The 15,436-nt window shown below is 73.5% G+C and carries 11 protein-coding genes and 1 pseudogene; 7 read left to right on the top strand and 5 right to left on the bottom strand.

The window, feature by feature from the left end:
- Positions 1-103, top strand: a pseudogene (locus tag E1292_RS56235) (IS982 family transposase); the annotation flags it as partial.
- 252 nt (positions 104-355) lie between these two features.
- Entirely contained in the window at positions 356-2,923 is a 2,568-nt protein-coding gene (locus tag E1292_RS44295) for an ATP-binding protein (RefSeq protein WP_132605720.1), read from the top strand.
- A 49-nt stretch (positions 2,924-2,972) separates the two neighbouring features.
- On the opposite strand, the gene E1292_RS44290 is transcribed toward E1292_RS44295, so the two are convergent.
- Positions 2,973-4,085: a phosphotransferase family protein gene (locus E1292_RS44290; protein ID WP_220447365.1), complete on the bottom strand. Its 1,113-nt coding sequence runs from the start codon at positions 4,083-4,085 to the stop codon at positions 2,973-2,975.
- Between the two features lie 99 nt (positions 4,086-4,184).
- On the opposite strand from E1292_RS44290, the gene E1292_RS44285 reads away from it, so the two are divergent.
- The gene (locus tag E1292_RS44285; RefSeq protein WP_132605718.1) at positions 4,185-4,502 is read left to right on the top strand and encodes a hypothetical protein; all 318 of its coding nucleotides are present in this window, start codon (positions 4,185-4,187) and stop codon (positions 4,500-4,502) included.
- Positions 4,503-4,811: 309 nt separating this feature from the next.
- Here E1292_RS44285 and E1292_RS44280 read toward each other — a convergent pair whose 3' ends face one another.
- On the bottom strand, positions 4,812-6,269 hold the full coding sequence (locus E1292_RS44280) for a sulfatase family protein (RefSeq protein ID WP_132605716.1): 1,458 nt from the start codon (positions 6,267-6,269) through the stop codon (positions 4,812-4,814).
- Positions 6,270-6,392: 123 nt separating this feature from the next.
- Here E1292_RS44280 and E1292_RS44275 point away from each other — a divergent pair, with 123 nt between their 5' ends.
- Genes E1292_RS44275 through E1292_RS44260 form a run of 4 tightly spaced genes read left to right on the top strand, consistent with a single transcriptional unit; the run spans position 6,393 to position 12,665 of the window.
- Positions 6,393-8,150, top strand: a complete 1,758-nt coding sequence (locus E1292_RS44275) for an ATP-binding protein (protein WP_132605714.1) — start codon at positions 6,393-6,395, stop codon at positions 8,148-8,150.
- 14 nt (positions 8,151-8,164) lie between these two features.
- Positions 8,165-9,304 carry an exonuclease SbcCD subunit D gene (locus tag E1292_RS44270; RefSeq protein ID WP_132605712.1) on the top strand — a complete coding sequence of 380 codons (1,140 nt, stop codon included), beginning with the start codon at positions 8,165-8,167 and terminating at the stop codon, positions 9,302-9,304.
- A complete protein-coding gene (locus tag E1292_RS44265; RefSeq protein WP_132605710.1) occupies positions 9,304-11,724 on the top strand; it encodes an AAA family ATPase in 2,421 nt (806 codons plus the stop codon). Before E1292_RS44270 ends, E1292_RS44265 begins: the two co-directional genes overlap by 1 nt.
- Entirely contained in the window at positions 11,721-12,665 is a 945-nt protein-coding gene (locus tag E1292_RS44260) for a hypothetical protein (RefSeq protein WP_132605708.1), read from the top strand. Before E1292_RS44265 ends, E1292_RS44260 begins: the two co-directional genes overlap by 4 nt.
- A gap of 123 nt (positions 12,666-12,788) precedes the next feature.
- On the opposite strand, the gene E1292_RS44255 is transcribed toward E1292_RS44260, so the two are convergent.
- From E1292_RS44255 to E1292_RS51875, 3 genes are all read right to left on the bottom strand, one after another.
- Complete coding sequence (locus tag E1292_RS44255) at positions 12,789-13,211, bottom strand: VOC family protein (protein ID WP_132605706.1); 423 nt, start codon at positions 13,209-13,211, stop codon at positions 12,789-12,791.
- A gap of 79 nt (positions 13,212-13,290) precedes the next feature.
- The gene (locus E1292_RS44250) at positions 13,291-15,015 is read right to left on the bottom strand and encodes a serine/threonine protein kinase (protein ID WP_165975057.1); all 1,725 of its coding nucleotides are present in this window, start codon (positions 15,013-15,015) and stop codon (positions 13,291-13,293) included.
- The coding region (locus tag E1292_RS51875; protein ID WP_165975056.1) for a hypothetical protein at positions 15,012-15,436 on the bottom strand (425 nt) is incomplete at its 5' end. The genes E1292_RS51875 and E1292_RS44250, both read right to left, overlap by 4 nt.

The following is a 15,436-nucleotide window of genomic DNA, read 5'->3' as shown; positions in this document are numbered from 1 at the left end:
GGCACGCATCAGCCAACGCATCCTCGCCCTCAACGCCGCAATCTGGCACAACTGGAACACCGACGCACCCGTGAAACGGTCCCTGACCGCCTACGACCACTAACCCAAATTCACATCAGCGATCTAGCGGGGCGTCGCCCCCGCCCTCACCTCCCGCCGGCGGTCAGGCCGGCCCCGTCAATGGCCGCCTCATGTCCGGTCGTCGTCCTGGGCAGCTCCGCGCGGCGATCCTCCGTCGCCCGGGACGTCCGGCCGATCGTGGCTCTTCGGCACGCATCGCGTAAACGGTTTTGCCGCAGGTCTCCGGCCGTATGACAATGGCCCTCGGAGAGCGGCGACCATCGGAGATGCGTTGATGTCCTCAGACAAGCGTGGCGGTGCCGACGCGGACGCTGCGGGGGAGCGGCCGACGGCGTTCGGGACGCTGCTGCGGGACTGGCGCAAGCGGGCGCTGCTGACCCAGGAAGAGCTGGCCGCACGGGCGAAGCTCAACGCCCGTACCATCCGCCGGCTGGAGGCCGGAGAGCTGCGACGGCCACGCGGCACTTCGGTGCGGTTGCTGGCCGAGGCGCTGCGTCTGGACGACGCGGAGCTGGCAATGCTGATCCACGCCGCGAGAAGTGCTCCGGAGAGTCCGGGTCCGGCGCGGGCGCCGCTGCGGCACCTGCCCGCCGACGTGGTGGCGTTCGTCGGGCGCGAGCGGGAGCTCGCCGCTCTCGACGACACCGGCGACCTGGGCACGGCGGGCACGGTGGTGATCACCGCCATCGACGGCATGGCGGGCGTGGGCAAGACGGCGCTGGCCGTACACGCCGCGCACCGGTTCGCCCCCCGGTTTCCCGACGGCGACCTGTTCATCGACTTGCACGGATACACGCACGGCATGGTCCCGGTGGGTCCGGCCGAGGCGCTGGCCAGGGTCCTCGCGGTGCTGGGCGTGCCGGGCGAGTCCATCCCCCAGCACGCCGACGACCGGGCGGCCCTGTACCGGAGCCTGCTGGCGGACCGGAAAATGCTGATCGTGCTGGACAACGCCGCCGACGAGGCGCAGGTACGGCCGCTGCTGCCCGGTTCGGGTGGTTCCCTGGTTCTGATCACCAGCCGGCGGCGGCTGGTCGGCCTGGACGACGCGCGTACGGTGCCGGTCGGCGTGTTGCCGCCGGCCGAGGCGGTCGCGCTGTTGACGCGTACCGCCGGCCACGAGCGAGTCGCGGGCGAGCCGCCAGAGGCGCTGGCGGAGCTGGCCCGGCGGTGCGGGCGGTTGCCCCTGGCGATCCGGCTGGCCGCAGCCCGGCTCAAGGCGCATCCCACGTGGAGCGTGGGGCATCTGCTGGCACGGTTGGAGGAGCATCACCGCCGGCTGAGCGAGCTGCACGCCGGGGAGCGCAGTGTCACCGCGGCGCTCGATCTCTCCTACCGAGGGCTGGCGGTCGCCGACCAGCGCGCGTACCGGCTGCTGGGGTTGCACGCCGGTACCGACATCGCCCCGGACGCGGCGGCCGCGCTGCTGGCCACCTCCGTGGGCCAGGCGGCCGGCCTGCTGGACCGGCTGCTTGAGGGAAACCTGCTGCAGGAGCCGGTGCCCGGCCGGTACCGCTTCCACGACCTCATCCGCGCTCATGCCGCCGCGCTGGCCGGTCAGGAACCGGAGGCGGAACGGCGTGCCGCGGTCAACCGCCTACTCGACCACTACAGCCGGGCCGCCACAGCGGCCATGGACCGCCTCTACCCCTACGAGGCCGACATGAGGCCGCGCCTTCCGCCGGGCGACGGGCCCCTGACCGCGATGGACGACGCTGAGGAATGGCTGGAGGCGGAGCTGCCCAACCTGCTGGCCCTCGCCCAGCACGCGGCCGAGCACGGCTATCTGCGCCACATCCGGCACCTGTCGGCCACCCTGCATCGGTGCCTGCGCATCCGCGGCCGCAATCCGGAAGCCGAAACCCTCAGCACACGTGCGCTGGCAGCCGCCCGCACCGCCGCCGACCGCACGGGAGAGATGGAGGCTCTCATCGCGCTCGGTGAGATCCGTCACCGGCAGAGCCGCTATGAAACCGCGATCGAGGACAACGTACGCGCTCTGGACATCGCCCGCGCGACAGGGCATCGCTCAGGAGAACTGCGGGCCCTGAACTCCCTGGGGTTGCTGCGCGCCGTCCACGGGGAGCACACCCTATCGATCGAGAACTTCGCGCAGGCGCTCGCCATCGCCCGCGAGACCGGCCACCACAGCGGCCAACTGGACGCCCTGATCGGGGCCGGCCACATCCACCGGATGGTGGGACAACACGGCGAAGCAGCCGACTCCCTCGCCGAGGCCCTGGACATCGCTCGGGAGACCGGCCACCGCACCGGCGAGGTGCGCACACTGCTCGCGCTCGGCCACGTCCATCTCGGCCGCGGCGAATACGAGGCGGCCACCGACCGCTTCACCCGGGCCCTCGAACTGGCCAACGGCACCGAGCACCGGCTCGGCCAACTCGACGGCCTCATCTCGCTGGGCGACATGCACCGCATCGGCGGACGATACGAGCAGGCCGATGCCTGCTACGAGCGCGCCCTCGACCTCGCACGCGAGCTCGGCAACCGCAACTGGCAGTTCGAGGCCATCCATGGCACGGGCCGGCTGCGGCACGAGCAGGGCCATCACGACCAGGCGCTCGACAGCCACCAGGAGGCCCTGCGGCTCGCCGCGGACCTGGACCAGCCGGGCGACCAGACCCGGGCCCACGACGGTCTCGCCCACGCCCACGCCGCGCTGGGCCGGCACGAGGACGCTCGCCACCACTGGTCCCAGGCACTGGCCATCCTGAGCAAGCTCGGCACCGACCACACCGACGAGCCAGGAGTCGACGCCGACACCATCTCCGCCAACCTCGCCGCTCTCGGGCCGGGCGGTTCCGAGCCGCGTCGCGAACCCTGAGGATGAGGCCGCGGGCCGGAGGCCGTCCGCACGGGCGCCAGACGCGGGTTCACCGTCGGCGGGGCGTGTAGGGCGGGAACACGGTCCTGTCGTCGAGGTCGAGGTCCGCGTCGGGCCAGCGGCGGCGGAGCAGGCCGGCCACCCGGCGGGCCCAGCCGGCCAGGCGGGGCAGGCTGCGGTGCTCGTCGGCGGTGCGGGCGGCGGCCTCCAGGGTGGCGACGAGCTGGACGCGGCTCCCGTCGCCCGGCGGGCGGGCCCCGACCCTGGCGACGCGTTCCAGCCGGACCAGGACGTAGGAGAAGCAGGCGGCGGACAGTCCTAAGCCGTAGCGCCGGTCGTCCTCCGCCTCGGGCACGCCGGCGGCCAGGGCGCGGCGGTAGCCGCCGGCGAGGGCGGCGTCCACCGACACCCAGCCCGGACCGGGGACGTGCAGGCAGACGGCGTCGTGCAGCGCGTGCGTGTAGCCGGCGAACTCGAAGTCGATGAGGCGGGCGTCCGGGTCGCCCGTCGCGTGCACGAGAACGTTGTTGGCCTCGGGGTCGCCGTTGCTCAGCGCCAGGAACGGGCCCGGGTGCTCCAGCTCCTCCAGCGCGGCGGCGAGCTCGCGCTCCGCCCCGCCCTCGATCGGCGCGCCGAGGAGGGCCGCCTGCCTGCGTCCCTCCTCCTGGAACCCGGCGAACCGTTCGGTGTCGCCGGCCGGTCCGAGAGCGCGTCTGCGCGCGCCGTAGAGTCCAGCCCTGCCCGCCGTGGCGGCGTTGAGCTCACCGCGTACGCGGGCGAAGGCGGCCAGCCGGTCCGCATGGGTGGCGGCGCCCTCCGCACGCAGCAGCCCGTCCAGCGCCGTACGCGGGGCCAGGTCCTCCAGCACGACGAGCTCCGCGTCGAGGTCGGCGGCGATCACCCGCGGCGCCAGGCCGGACGCCAGGTCGTCGGAGAGGAACCGCAGCGCGGCCACCTCGGTACGCAGCCGCTGCGACGTGGCGTGACGGGCCGCGCCCGGGTGCGGGCGCATCCACTTGACGATCACCCGCTCCCCGCCCTCCAGGCGCGCCCGCGCGATGGCGTAGGGCTCGAGCCGCCGCCACCCGGCCACGGTCACGGGCGCGGAACGGTGACGGGACAACAGGGATTCCACCCGGGCGACGATCACATCTGCGGCCACCGGCGTCAGCCTACGGGGCCTTGCCCGGCCGCCGAAAGATACGCTTCTCGGGACGAGCCGCTCGACAACGCCACCACGAAGTTGGGGACCGAATTGACGATGAGCGCGGAACAGGATTTCCAGCAGGTCGGCGCCGAGCTGGCCGACCTGGGCGTGCAGGTCTCCAGGATGATGGGGAGTCCCGCGCTCAAAGATCAGGCGGGCAAGGTGTTCGCGAGCCTGCAGCGCGACGGCGCGATGGTGTTCCGGCTGGTCCGGGACACCCCTGAACACACGGCCGCGCTCCAGCTGGCCGGTGCGTCCCTGTTCGACCCCTCCGGGCAGGGCAGGGCGATGAAGGACTGGGTGGTCGTGCCCCACTCCGCGGCCGAGAAATGGACGGATCTGGCCGAGGCCGCACTCAGCCGCCCACGCTGAGAGAACGGGTCCGCCTCAACGGTGTCGGACGCGCGCGGCAGCCGATCCAGGAGCCGCGCCAGGGGCGGTCCTGCCGGCCCTGCCCGTGACCACGCACCGAGCGTGAGCCGGGCAGAATGCCGCTCGTCACGGAACGAACAGCGCGTCCAGTGACTTCCCGTCTTCGAGGTCCACCTGGACCGCCCCCGCCGCGAGGCCGCGACGACCTCGTGGCGAGGGCTCAGGGCGGCCACGACGGCCCGCCCACGGTCCCCGACGCCCCCACCACGATCACTTTCACGTGATCCATGATGGTTCATGGAGCGTGGGTCACGCGTTGATGACCTCCTCCCTGTACTGGTCGTGCAGCGGGTCGCCGGTGGAGCCCATCCACGCGTCCATGGCGGCGCGCTGGCGCGCCAGCGCCTCGGGCGCGCCCCCGTCGGCGAGGTTGTTCAGCGCGTGGGGGTCGTTCGCGAGGTCGTACAGCTCCTCCCGGACGCGGAGCAGGTAGAACTGCGCACGCGCGGCGACCGCGGGGTCCGTCGAGTCGCGCATCGCGGGCCAGGTGAGGCCCTGCATGTTCTCCGCCCGGTAGTTCAGGCTGCCGTCGGACCAGGCGTTCCAGATGTAGCTCCAGCGCTCGTCGTGGACGCCGCGCATGTCGTAGCGCTGATCCGAGCTGGACTCGTGGAAGACGGTGTTGACGCGGTCGCGCCCTGACTGGCTGCCGCCCTTCAGCAGCGAGGTGAGGTCGCGACCGTCCAGCCCCTCGGGGACGGTGGCGCCCGCGGCCAGGCACAGGGTGGGGAAGAGATCCATCGTGGACACGAAGTGCTCGTCGTCGGTGCGGCCCGCGCCGGTCACGCCGGGCCAGCGGACGATCAGCGGGGTACGCGTGCACTGCTCGTACACGTTCGCCTTGCCGAACGGGACCGCCATGCCGTTGTCCGACATGAAGATCACGATCGTGTTGTCGGCCTGCCCTGACGCGTCGAGCGCGGCCAGGACCGCGGCCAGCGTGTCGTCGGCGCGCCGGGCGCTGCTCATGTACTGCGCGACCTCCTGGCGGATTTCCGGCAACTCGGGCAGGTACCCGGGCACCTCGGCGTCGTCGGGGCCGTACACCTTGGACGGCTTGGCGATCTCGTCCAGGACGTCCTTGAATCTCTCCTGCTCGGCGGCGCTGCCGCTGAAGGGCCGGTGGGGGTCCTCGGAGTTGGCCATCAGGAAGAACGGCCGGTCCTCGGACTTCGCCCGGTCGAACAGCTCCGTCGCGTGCCGCGCGTAGTCGGCGGGGTTGCGCCCCATGCCCAGCTGCTCGTCCGGAAGGACGCTCAGATCCCAGGCGAACCGATCCGCCGGGCCGAGGTGGCCGACCTTGCCCAGGATGCCCGTCAGGTAGTTCAGCGGTTGGAGCAGCTCGTTCAGGATCGGCACGCCGGCGGCGATGTCCTCGAAGCCCTCGGCGCCGTTGCGGTGGGGGAAACGGCCGGTCATCAACGCGGACCGGCTCGGCTGGCAGAGGGCGATCGGCACGTGCGCGCGGTGGAAGGCGACGCCCTCGCCGGCCAGCCGGTCGATGTTGGGCGTGAGGTCGGCCCGGCCGCCGAAGCAGCCGGGGGAGCCGCCGTGCATGTCGTCGACGGTGAAGAGCAGGATGTTCGGCGGCGTCGCGTTGCGGCGCCGCGGGGTGTCGCTCCAGGCGGCCCGCACGCCGAGACCCGCGGCGACGGCTCCCGCGCCCGCGCCGGCCAGCAACGTACGCCGTGAAAGGGGTGTGTTCATACGAGTGATGTACCGGTCGGCGCGTTACGTTTCCGTTTCCGGCCGGGACGCCCGATGAGCGGACGCACAGGTCGACCCCTACTACGCTCCCATGGAAGGGCATCATTGGGGGCGGAGGGATTCGTGACGGTCAACGGGGCGAGCCAGGCGGTGGAGGAGGCCGCACCCGCGGCGGGAGACGCGGTCGGGCGGGTGCTCGGCACCCAGGCGGCCTCGCCGCTGTCGTTCTGGGTCGGCCTGGAGCCGGGCAAGGTCGTCCAGCTCGACGACGTGGTGGTGACCAGGCGCGACGTGCCCGGCTACGGTCCGGTGCTGGTCGCGGGCGTGGTGACGACCGTCGAGGCCCGGCACGAGGGCGCCGCCTACGACTCCGACGTCTTCCTCATCGCCGACGGCGCGCTGCCCGCGGCCGTGGTCGAGGTGGCCGAGGTGCGGGTGACCAGGGTCGAGCCCGAGGTGTTCGTGCCGCCGCTGCCCGGCGCCAAGGTCCATCTCGCCGGGTCCGACGACCGCGAGCAGGCGCTCTACTTCGACGTGATGGACCGGCGCATCCCGATCGGGATGGGCCGCGACGGCCGGCCGATGTACGCCAACTTCGACTTCCTCGACGGCACCCGAGGCGCCCACGTGTCGATCTCCGGGGTGTCCGGCGTGGCCACCAAGACCTCCTTCGCCACGTTCCTGCTCTATTCGATCTTCAACTCGGGGGTCCTCGACGCCGAGTCGGCCAACACCAAGGCGCTGATCTTCTCCGTCAAGGGGGAGGACCTGCTCTTCCTCGACCACGACAACCTCCGGCTGGACGAAGGGGCGCGCGCCATCTACGCCCGGCTCGGGCTGCCCGCGCGGCCGTTCGGCAGCGTGCACGTCTTCGCCCCGCCGCGCCCCGGCGACGCCAACGGCGTGCCCCACGTCTCGGCCCGCACCCAGGGCGTGAGCTCCTTCTACTGGACGCTGGTCGAGTTCTGCGAGGAGGAGCTGCTGCGGTTCGTCTTCGCCGACGCCGACGACGAGCGGGCCGGCTACTCGCTGCTGGTCGGGCAGGTCGCGGCCCGGCTGAAGGCGTGGGCCGAGCCGGTGGGCGACGGCGGCGCCGTCATGGTGCAGGGCACCGCCGCCCGCACGTTCGCCGACCTGGTCGAGCTGCTGTCCGACCAGTTGCAGGACGAGGGCACGCGCCAGCAGTGGACCGGCGCGCAGACCCCGCTCGGCACCGTCAACGCCTTCCTGCGCCGGCTGCGCAGCGCGGTGCGCCCGCTCTCGCCGATCGTCCGCGGCGACCTGCCCTTCTACCGCAACCACACCGTCAGCACCTCCGACGCCCAGGTCTCGATCGTCGACCTGCACAACCTGCCGGAGCGGGCGCAGCGGTTCGTGGTGGGCGTGGTGCTGCGCGGCGAGTTCCACCGCAAGGAGTCGTCGGGCACCGCGAGGCCCCTGCTGTTCGTCGTGCTGGACGAGCTGAACAAGTACGCGCCGCGCGAGGGCGACTCGCCGATCAAGGAGATCCTGCTCGACGTGGCCGAGCGGGGCCGCTCGCTCGGCGTCATCCTCATCGGCGCCCAGCAGACCGCCTCCGAGGTGGAGCGCCGCATCGTCTCCAACAGCGCCGTACGCGTCGCGGGCCGGCTCGACCCGGCCGAGGCCGCCAGGTCGGAGTACGGCTGGCTGCCCCCGGCCGTCCGCGAGCGCGCCACGATCGCCAAGCCGGGCACCATGTTCGTCGCCCAGCCGGAGATCCCGGTGCCGCTGGCCGTCGCCTTCCCCTTCCCCGCGTGGGCGACCCGGCCCGCGGAGGCGGCGGCCCCGGCCGCAGAGAAGGCCTCAGGCGATCCGTTCCAGGGGCTGCCCGGCGTCGAAGAAGACATCCCGCCCTTCTGATCACAGGTGATGACGTGAAGATCCTGCACACCGCGGACTGGCACGTGGGCAAGGTGCTCAAGGGCCGTTCCCGCCTCGACGAGCACCGCGCCGTGCTGCGCGAGCTGGTCGCCGCCGTCCGCGACCACGACGTGGACGCCGTCATCGTGGCGGGCGACCTCTTCGACACCTCCGCGCCCACGCCCGAGGCGCAGGCGCTGGTGCTGAACGCGCTCATGGCCCTGCGCGGCGACGGCCGCGACGTGGTGGTGCTGGCGGGCAACCACGACAACCCGCAGCTGCTCGAGGTCTACCGGCCGGTGCTCGGCAAGCTGGGCCTGCACGTCATCGGCTCCTTCCGCCGCCCCGACGCGGGCGGCACGCTGGCCTTCACCGCCCGCTCGGGCGAGCCGGTGCGGCTGGCCGTGCTGCCCTTCCTGTCGCACCGCTACGTCGTACGCGCCGCCGAGGTGCTGGCCGGCACGGCCGCCGAGCACAACCGCGACTACGCCGCCCGCATCTCCGAGCTGATCGGTGCGCTGACGGCCGGCTTCCACGGCGACACCGTCAACCTGGTCACCACGCACGGCACGCTGCCCGGCGGCGCTTTCGGCGGCGGGGAGCGGCAGGCTCAGTCGATCTTCTCCTACTACTTCGAGCCGACCGCCTTCCCGCCGTCCACCCAGTACGCCGCCCTCGGCCACCTCCATCGCCGCCAGCAGATCCCGGGGCCGTGCCCGATCTGGTACAGCGGCTCTCCCCTCGCCGTCGACTTCGGCGAGGAGGGCAACACCCCCGGCGCGCTGCTGGTGGAGGTCACGCCCGGCCGCCCGGCCGTGGTGCGGGAGCTGGCGTTCGGCTCGGCCCGCAGGCTGCGTACGGTGCGCGGCACGCTGGAGCAGCTGGAGGGCCTGGAGCGGGGCGACGACTGGCTCAAGGTGATCGTCGAGGAGAAACCCCGCGTGGGCCTGGCCGACGACGTCCGCGAGCTGCTGCCCGGGGCCGTCGACGTCATGCTGGACGAACGGTTCAGACCGGTGCCGGCCACGCGCAGGGCCGGCTCGGCCGACCGGGGCGCCCGCGAGTTGTTCCGCGAATATCTCACCGCCACCGGGCGGCACGACGACCAGGTGGCCGCGTTGTTCGACCGGCTGCACGACGAGGTGACCAGCTGATGCGCCCGCTGCTGCTCCAGCTCGACCACTTCGGCAGCTTCCGCGAGCCGGTGACCGTCGACTTCTCCGACACCGAGTATTTCGCGCTGGTCGGCCCGACCGGCGCGGGCAAGAGCACGATCATCGACGCGATCTGCTTCGCTCTCTACGGCACCGTGCCGCGCTGGGGCAAGGAGAACGTCATCGCCCACGCCCTGGCGCCCTCGGTGTCCTCGGGGAAGGTGGCGCTGGTCTTCGAGAGCGGCGGCCGGCGCTACGGCGTGGTCAGGGCGATGGTGCGCGACAGCAAGGGCGCGGTGCGGACGAAGGAGGCGCGGATCGACGAGCTCGATCCGTCCGCGCCGCTGGAGACGGCGTACGACGCGGTGGTCAAGCCGCTGGCCGAGGGCGAGAACGTCACCCCGGAGGCGCAGCGGGTGACCGGGCTGGAATACCGGTTCTTCACCCAGTGCGTGGTGCTGCCGCAGGGCCGCTTCGCGGAGTTCCTGCACGCCGCGCCCCGCGAGCGGCAGGACCTCCTGGTGCAGCTGCTCGACGCCGACGTCTACGAGCTCATCAGGCAGCGGGCCGTGCAGGAGGAGGAGCAGGCCAAACGCGACGCCGCCTTCGCCCGCGATCAGCTCGGCAAGTTGTCGGGCGCCACGGCGGAGGCCGAGCAGGAGCTGGCCGACCGGCTGGCGGCGCTGCGGCGGCTGGCCGAGACCATGGGCGCCGACCTCGACCTGCTGCGGGCCCGCGAGGCCGACATCCGGCGGGCCGAGCAGGAGCGCGCGGCCGTGGCCGAACGCCGGTCGGTGCTGGCGTCGCTGCGGATGCCGGACGCGGTGCCGACGCTGGCCTCGGCCAGGCGGGCCGCCGCCGAGTCGGTGGAGGCGCTGGCCGCCGAGGTGGCGACGCTGGAGGCCGACGACCACGAGGCGTACGAAGCGCTGGCCGCGCTCGGCGACCGCGGGGCGCCCAGGGCGGCGCTGGCCGCCCTGGACGCCCGCGAACGGCATGCCGCGCAGGCCGCCCGAGCCCGCGCGGAGGCGGTGGCCGCGGCGGAGCCCCTGCCGGGCCTGGCCGCCGAGCGGCAGGCCGCGGAGCAGGCGCTGGCCGCCGCGGAGACCCGGCGCGAACGCCTGCGCGACGCCCACGCCGCCGCCCACCTCGCGCCCCGGCTGGCCGTGGGCGAGCCCTGCCCGGTCTGCCGGCACCCGGTCGCCGAGCTGCCCCGCCACGAGCCGCCCGCCGACATCCGCACCGCCGACCGCGCCCTGGCCGGAGCCCGCGACCGGGCCGAGCGCGCCAGGTCCGCCCACGCCAGGGCCGAGGCGTCGGCGTCGATGCTGGCCGGGCAGGCCGACCGGCTGGAGTCCGAGCTCGCCGCGCTGCCCGAGCCCGGCGACCGGGCCGAGCTCGAAGGACGGCTGGCCGCGATCGCCAAGGCCGAGGAGGTCGCGGCCCAGGCCCGCAACGGCTTCCGCGCCGCCCGGGGCAGGCTCGACCGCGCACGCACCGATGCCGAGCGGATCGAGCGGCAGGCCGAGTCCGCCTGGCGCACCCTCGAGTCCGCCCGCGACAGGCTGCTCGTCTCCGGCGGGCACGACGACCCGCCGCCGCCGCTCACCCGCGACGACCTGCACCGGGCCTGGACCGACCTGCTCGGCTGGCGCGACCGGGCCGCGCAGGCCGCCCACGCGGCGCTGGCGGCCTGCGACGAGCGGCTCGCCCAGGCGGGCGACACCCTGGCGCGCGAACGCCGCAAGCTGGCGGAACGCTTGGCCGAGCACGGCGTCGTCCCGCCGCGCGACGCCTCGCCCGACCAGCTCGGCGCCGCCGTCGCCGGGGCCGCCGCGCGCGTGGAGAGCGCGCTCGACCGCGTCAGGGACGACCGGAAACGCGCCGCCGACCTCGACGCGCAGATCACCAGCAAGGAGCACGAGGCCAAGGTCGCCCACGAGCTGGCCCTGCGCCTGCGCGCCAACGCCTTCGAACGGTGGTTGTGCGCCGAGGCCCTGGCGGTCCTGGTCGCGTCGGCGTCCGAGACGCTCCGCGAGCTGTCCGACGGGCAGTACGAGCTGACGCTCAGCGACAAGACCGGCGACATCGAGGTCGTCGACTACGGCGAGGCGGGCATGCGGCGCAGCGCCCGTACACTGTCCGGCGGAGAGACCTTCCAGGCCGCGCTCGCGCTGGCCCTGGCGCTGTCCGGGGCGGTCGCCAGAAGGCTCGACTCGATCTTCCTCGACGAGGGCTTCGGCACGCTCGACCCGGCCACCCTCGACACGGTGGCCACCACCCTCGAACGCCTGGCCGCCGGCCAGGACCGCATGATCGGCGTCGTCACCCACGTCCCCGCGCTGGCCGAGCGGGTGCCGGTACGCTTCGAGGTCAGGCGCGACGCCAAGGGCTCCCACGTGCGGAAGGCGGCCACGTGACCGGTTTCACCGTCGACCCGTGGGATCCCGGCTACGCCGCGGCCCTCGCCGTCGAGGCCCTGTCCGAGCTGGGCTCCACCAGCGCCGAGCTGGTGCTCGATGTCGAACGCCCGCCCGCCGACTGGAAACCCGTCACGCCAGGGCCCGACGCCGACCCGCCGCGCACTCTGCTGGTCGCCGACGGCGTGCGCAGGATCGACGCCCGCGTGTGGGTGCACGACCCCGGCGCGGCGATGCCCGTGCCCGGCATCGCCGCCTCCTACGCCGCGGGGATCGTCAGGTGCGGCCAGGACGGCGCCGAGCTGGCGGAGATCCAGGTCAACCGCACGCTGATCTCCGCGTCGCCGGACACTCCCGAGGTGAAGACCGGCCACGCCCTCTACCGCCCCAGCAAGGCCGCCGACTCCAGCTTCGAGGAGCTGTCGCTGGCGTTGCAGCGCCAGGTCACCCAGCTGGAGGTCGACCTCGCCGTCCGCCACCGGTCGGCGAGCGACGAGCTGCTGCTGGTGGACGGGCCGCTACGGGGACGCACCCACCTGCCGCGCACGGTCGGCTACATCAAGACCCACCACACCGCCTACCTGCCGTCGCCGCAGTCGGCGGTGGTCGCCGCGCTCGCGCCGGGGCAGCGCACGCCGGTGTTCCTCATGGGCACGAGCTGGCGGCGGCACGCCTGGTACGTGCGCCTGCCCGTCAGGTCGACCGCCCCGTGGGCGGGCGTGGCGCGCTGCGAGGCCGGCGCCGACCTCGACCCCGCGCAGGTGGTGCGGCTCGCCGACGCGCTGACCCTGGCGCTGCCACCGCTGGCCGGGGTCGACTACAAGGACCCCCGCGCGCCCCAGAACCTGGTGCCGATCGGCGGCCTGGAGAAGCTGCTCCGCCACCACCTGGGCGACGCGCGCCTGCTCTACCGCGCGCTGCGCAACGCCGCCCGCGAGTGACCGGCCGCGCGGCTCCCGAACCGCCGCACTCCGGGCCGCGCGCCCGCTCGGTCCGGGGCTCAACCGGGTACGCGTCCGCTCGGTCCCGGGCGCAACGGGCCGCGCGCCCGCTCTGCCCGCCGCTCAACCGGCCGCGAACACCTGCGCGTCGTCGGCGAAGGCCTTGAACTCCAGGGCGTTGCCGGCCGGATCGAGCAGGAACATCGTCCACTGCTCGCCCGGCCGCCCCTCGAACCGCAGGTACGGCTCGATGACGAAGGCGGTGCCCGCCGCGCGGAACCGGTCCGCCAGCTCATGAAATTCCGGAATTGTCAGGATCAGCCCGAAGTGCGGGACCGGCACGTCGTGGCCGTCCACCGGGTTGTGCACCCGCTCCGTACGCGCGGGCGCCAGGTGCGTGACGAACTGGTGGCCGTGCAGGTTCCAGTCGATCCACGTGTCGGAGCTGCGGCCCTGTGCGCAGCCGATGAGCTCGCCGTAGAAGTGGCGCGCGGCGTCCAGGTCGTCGACGGGCACGGCCAGGTGGAAGCGGGGAATCATGGGCATCGGGAACGCCTGCCTTCCGATAGTGGAACGATCACACGCCCACCCTGCCCCTCCGCCGCCCCTTGACGCCAGCGCCCGCCTACCAGCCCTCGTCGAAATCGCAGATGTCCACCGTGGCGCTCTTCCTGCTGCGCGCCGGCTCGATCACCTCGAAGACGACGCTGTACGTGCCCTCCTTCTTCCACACGATCGACGGCAGAAGCGGCTTCGACGACGCGTTGCCCACCTTCGCGCCCTGGCTCTGGCCGTTGAGCAGCCACCGGTAACTGTAGGAGCCGGTGGCCGACACCTTCGCCCAGATGTTCATGTCGTAGCGCCAGCAGCCTCCCATCCGGATGCCCTCGTAGTCGAAGGACACCGACGTCACCCCGCCCGCCTTTCTCGTCCTGGTGGGTGCGGCGGTGGTGGGGCGGGCGGACGGCTTCGACGTGGTCCTCGTGGGCTCCGGCGTGGGCCTGGTCCTGGTCCTGGTGGGCTTCGGGGTCTTCTTGCCGGTGCGCCGGACGGCCGACGGGTCCAGCGGCCTGGGCGACTGCTTCTTCCCCGCGACCGTACGCGAGCCGGTGGGCGAGGAGGGCGCGGCCACGGTGGCGGTGGTGGCGCCGTCGTCGCCGGGCGGCGTGGGAAGCCAGACCCAGGCGGCCGCCAGCCCGCCCGTCACGACCAGCGTGGTAGCGCCGGCGAGCAGGGCGATGCCGAGCCGGTTACGGGACACCGGGCGGGTGGGGCCGGTCCGGCCGTGCGGGCCCTCCGGCGACGGCCACCCGCGCCCTCCCACCGGAGACGGCGCAACCGGGGGACCACCAGGAAAGGGAGCCTGGACCGGACCGCCAAGGTTGGGGGTCTGGGGGGACCCACCGGGATAGGGCGGCTGGGACGGGCCGCCGGCGTAGGGAGCCTGGGCCGGGTCGCCTGGGTAGGGCGCATGAGAGGGTCCACCGGGGTGGGACGGGTCGCCGTGGGAGGGTGAGATCAGTGGCCCGTCGTGCGGCGGGACCGGGCCGCTGCCGGGGAAGTGCCGGTCGTCAGGGGCGGCCGCCCTGGCCTGGGGCCGGCCGCTGATGAGCTGGAAGAGCACGTCCTGCATGGCCGGCCGGGCGGCCGGATCCTTGGCCAGGCAGCCGTACACGATCGAGCGCAGCGGTTCGGGCACGTCACCGAGGTTCGGCTCGTCGTACTGGATCCTTCTGAGCACCGCGGGCAGCGAGTCGTTGCCGAACGGCGGCGCGCCCGCGGCGGCGTACACGATGACCGATCCCCAGGCGAACACGTCGGCGGCGGGCCCGGCGACCGCGCCGAGGAACTGCTCGGGCGCCATGTACGCGGGCGTCCCCACGATGCTGCTGGTACGGGTCACCGCGGCGTCCACGGCACGGGCGATGCCGAAGTCGATGACGCGCGGGCCGTCCCGTCCGAGCAGGACGTTCGCGGGTTTGAGGTCGCGGTGCACGACGCCCGCCCGGTGGATGGCGGCCAGCGCGGTGGCCGTGGCGACCGCCAGCCGCTGCAGGTCGGCCCCCGTGTGGAGGCCGGCCCGCTGGAGCGAGGGACCTTCGACGTACTCGGTCACGATGTACGGCCGCGCGCCCAGCGAGGCGTCCAGCACCTGCGCGATGCAGAACGGCTCCACCCGCCGCGCCGCCGCGATCTCCTTGGCGAAGCGGCCGTCGCCCGGCACGCCCTCCCGCAGCACCTTGATGGCGACCTGCGTCCCGTCGGGGGCCGTGCCGAGGTAGACCACTCCCTGGCCGCCCTCGCCGAGCTGCCTGACGACCCGGTACGGGCCGATGGCCTCCGGCGTCACCAGGTTTCCACCGCGCAGACGCTGAACGAGAGGCTCTTCGACGTCGCGGACGGCGAGCTGACCTTCAGGGTGAGGGTGTGGCGCCCTGCCGGAAGCATGTACTGCCGGGCGGTCACGAACGCGGTGTAGTCGTCCTCGGGCACCCAGGACCTGCCGCTCTCCTTGGTCTTGCCGTCGACCAGCCACGCGTAGGAGACCCACACCTCGCGCCTGGTCGACTCCACGTAGGTCTGGAAGTGCACGGGAGGCATGTAGCAGCCTCCCGACTCGGACTGGCCGGGGCCGCCCATCAGCTCGATCGCGAGAATGCTGGCCCTGGCGTTCGTGACCGGCTTCTTGGTGGTACGGGTGCGGGACGGCGTCGGCCGCGCCGTCGTGCGCTCGGGCGACGCCGTGGGCGTGCGCTTCCTCGGGGTGGCGG

Source organism: Nonomuraea deserti (assembly GCF_004348685.1).
Lineage (GTDB): Bacteria > Actinomycetota > Actinomycetes > Streptosporangiales > Streptosporangiaceae > Nonomuraea > Nonomuraea deserti.
Note: the sequence above shows the minus strand (reverse complement) of the source record. Positions and strands in the feature narration are given on the sequence as shown.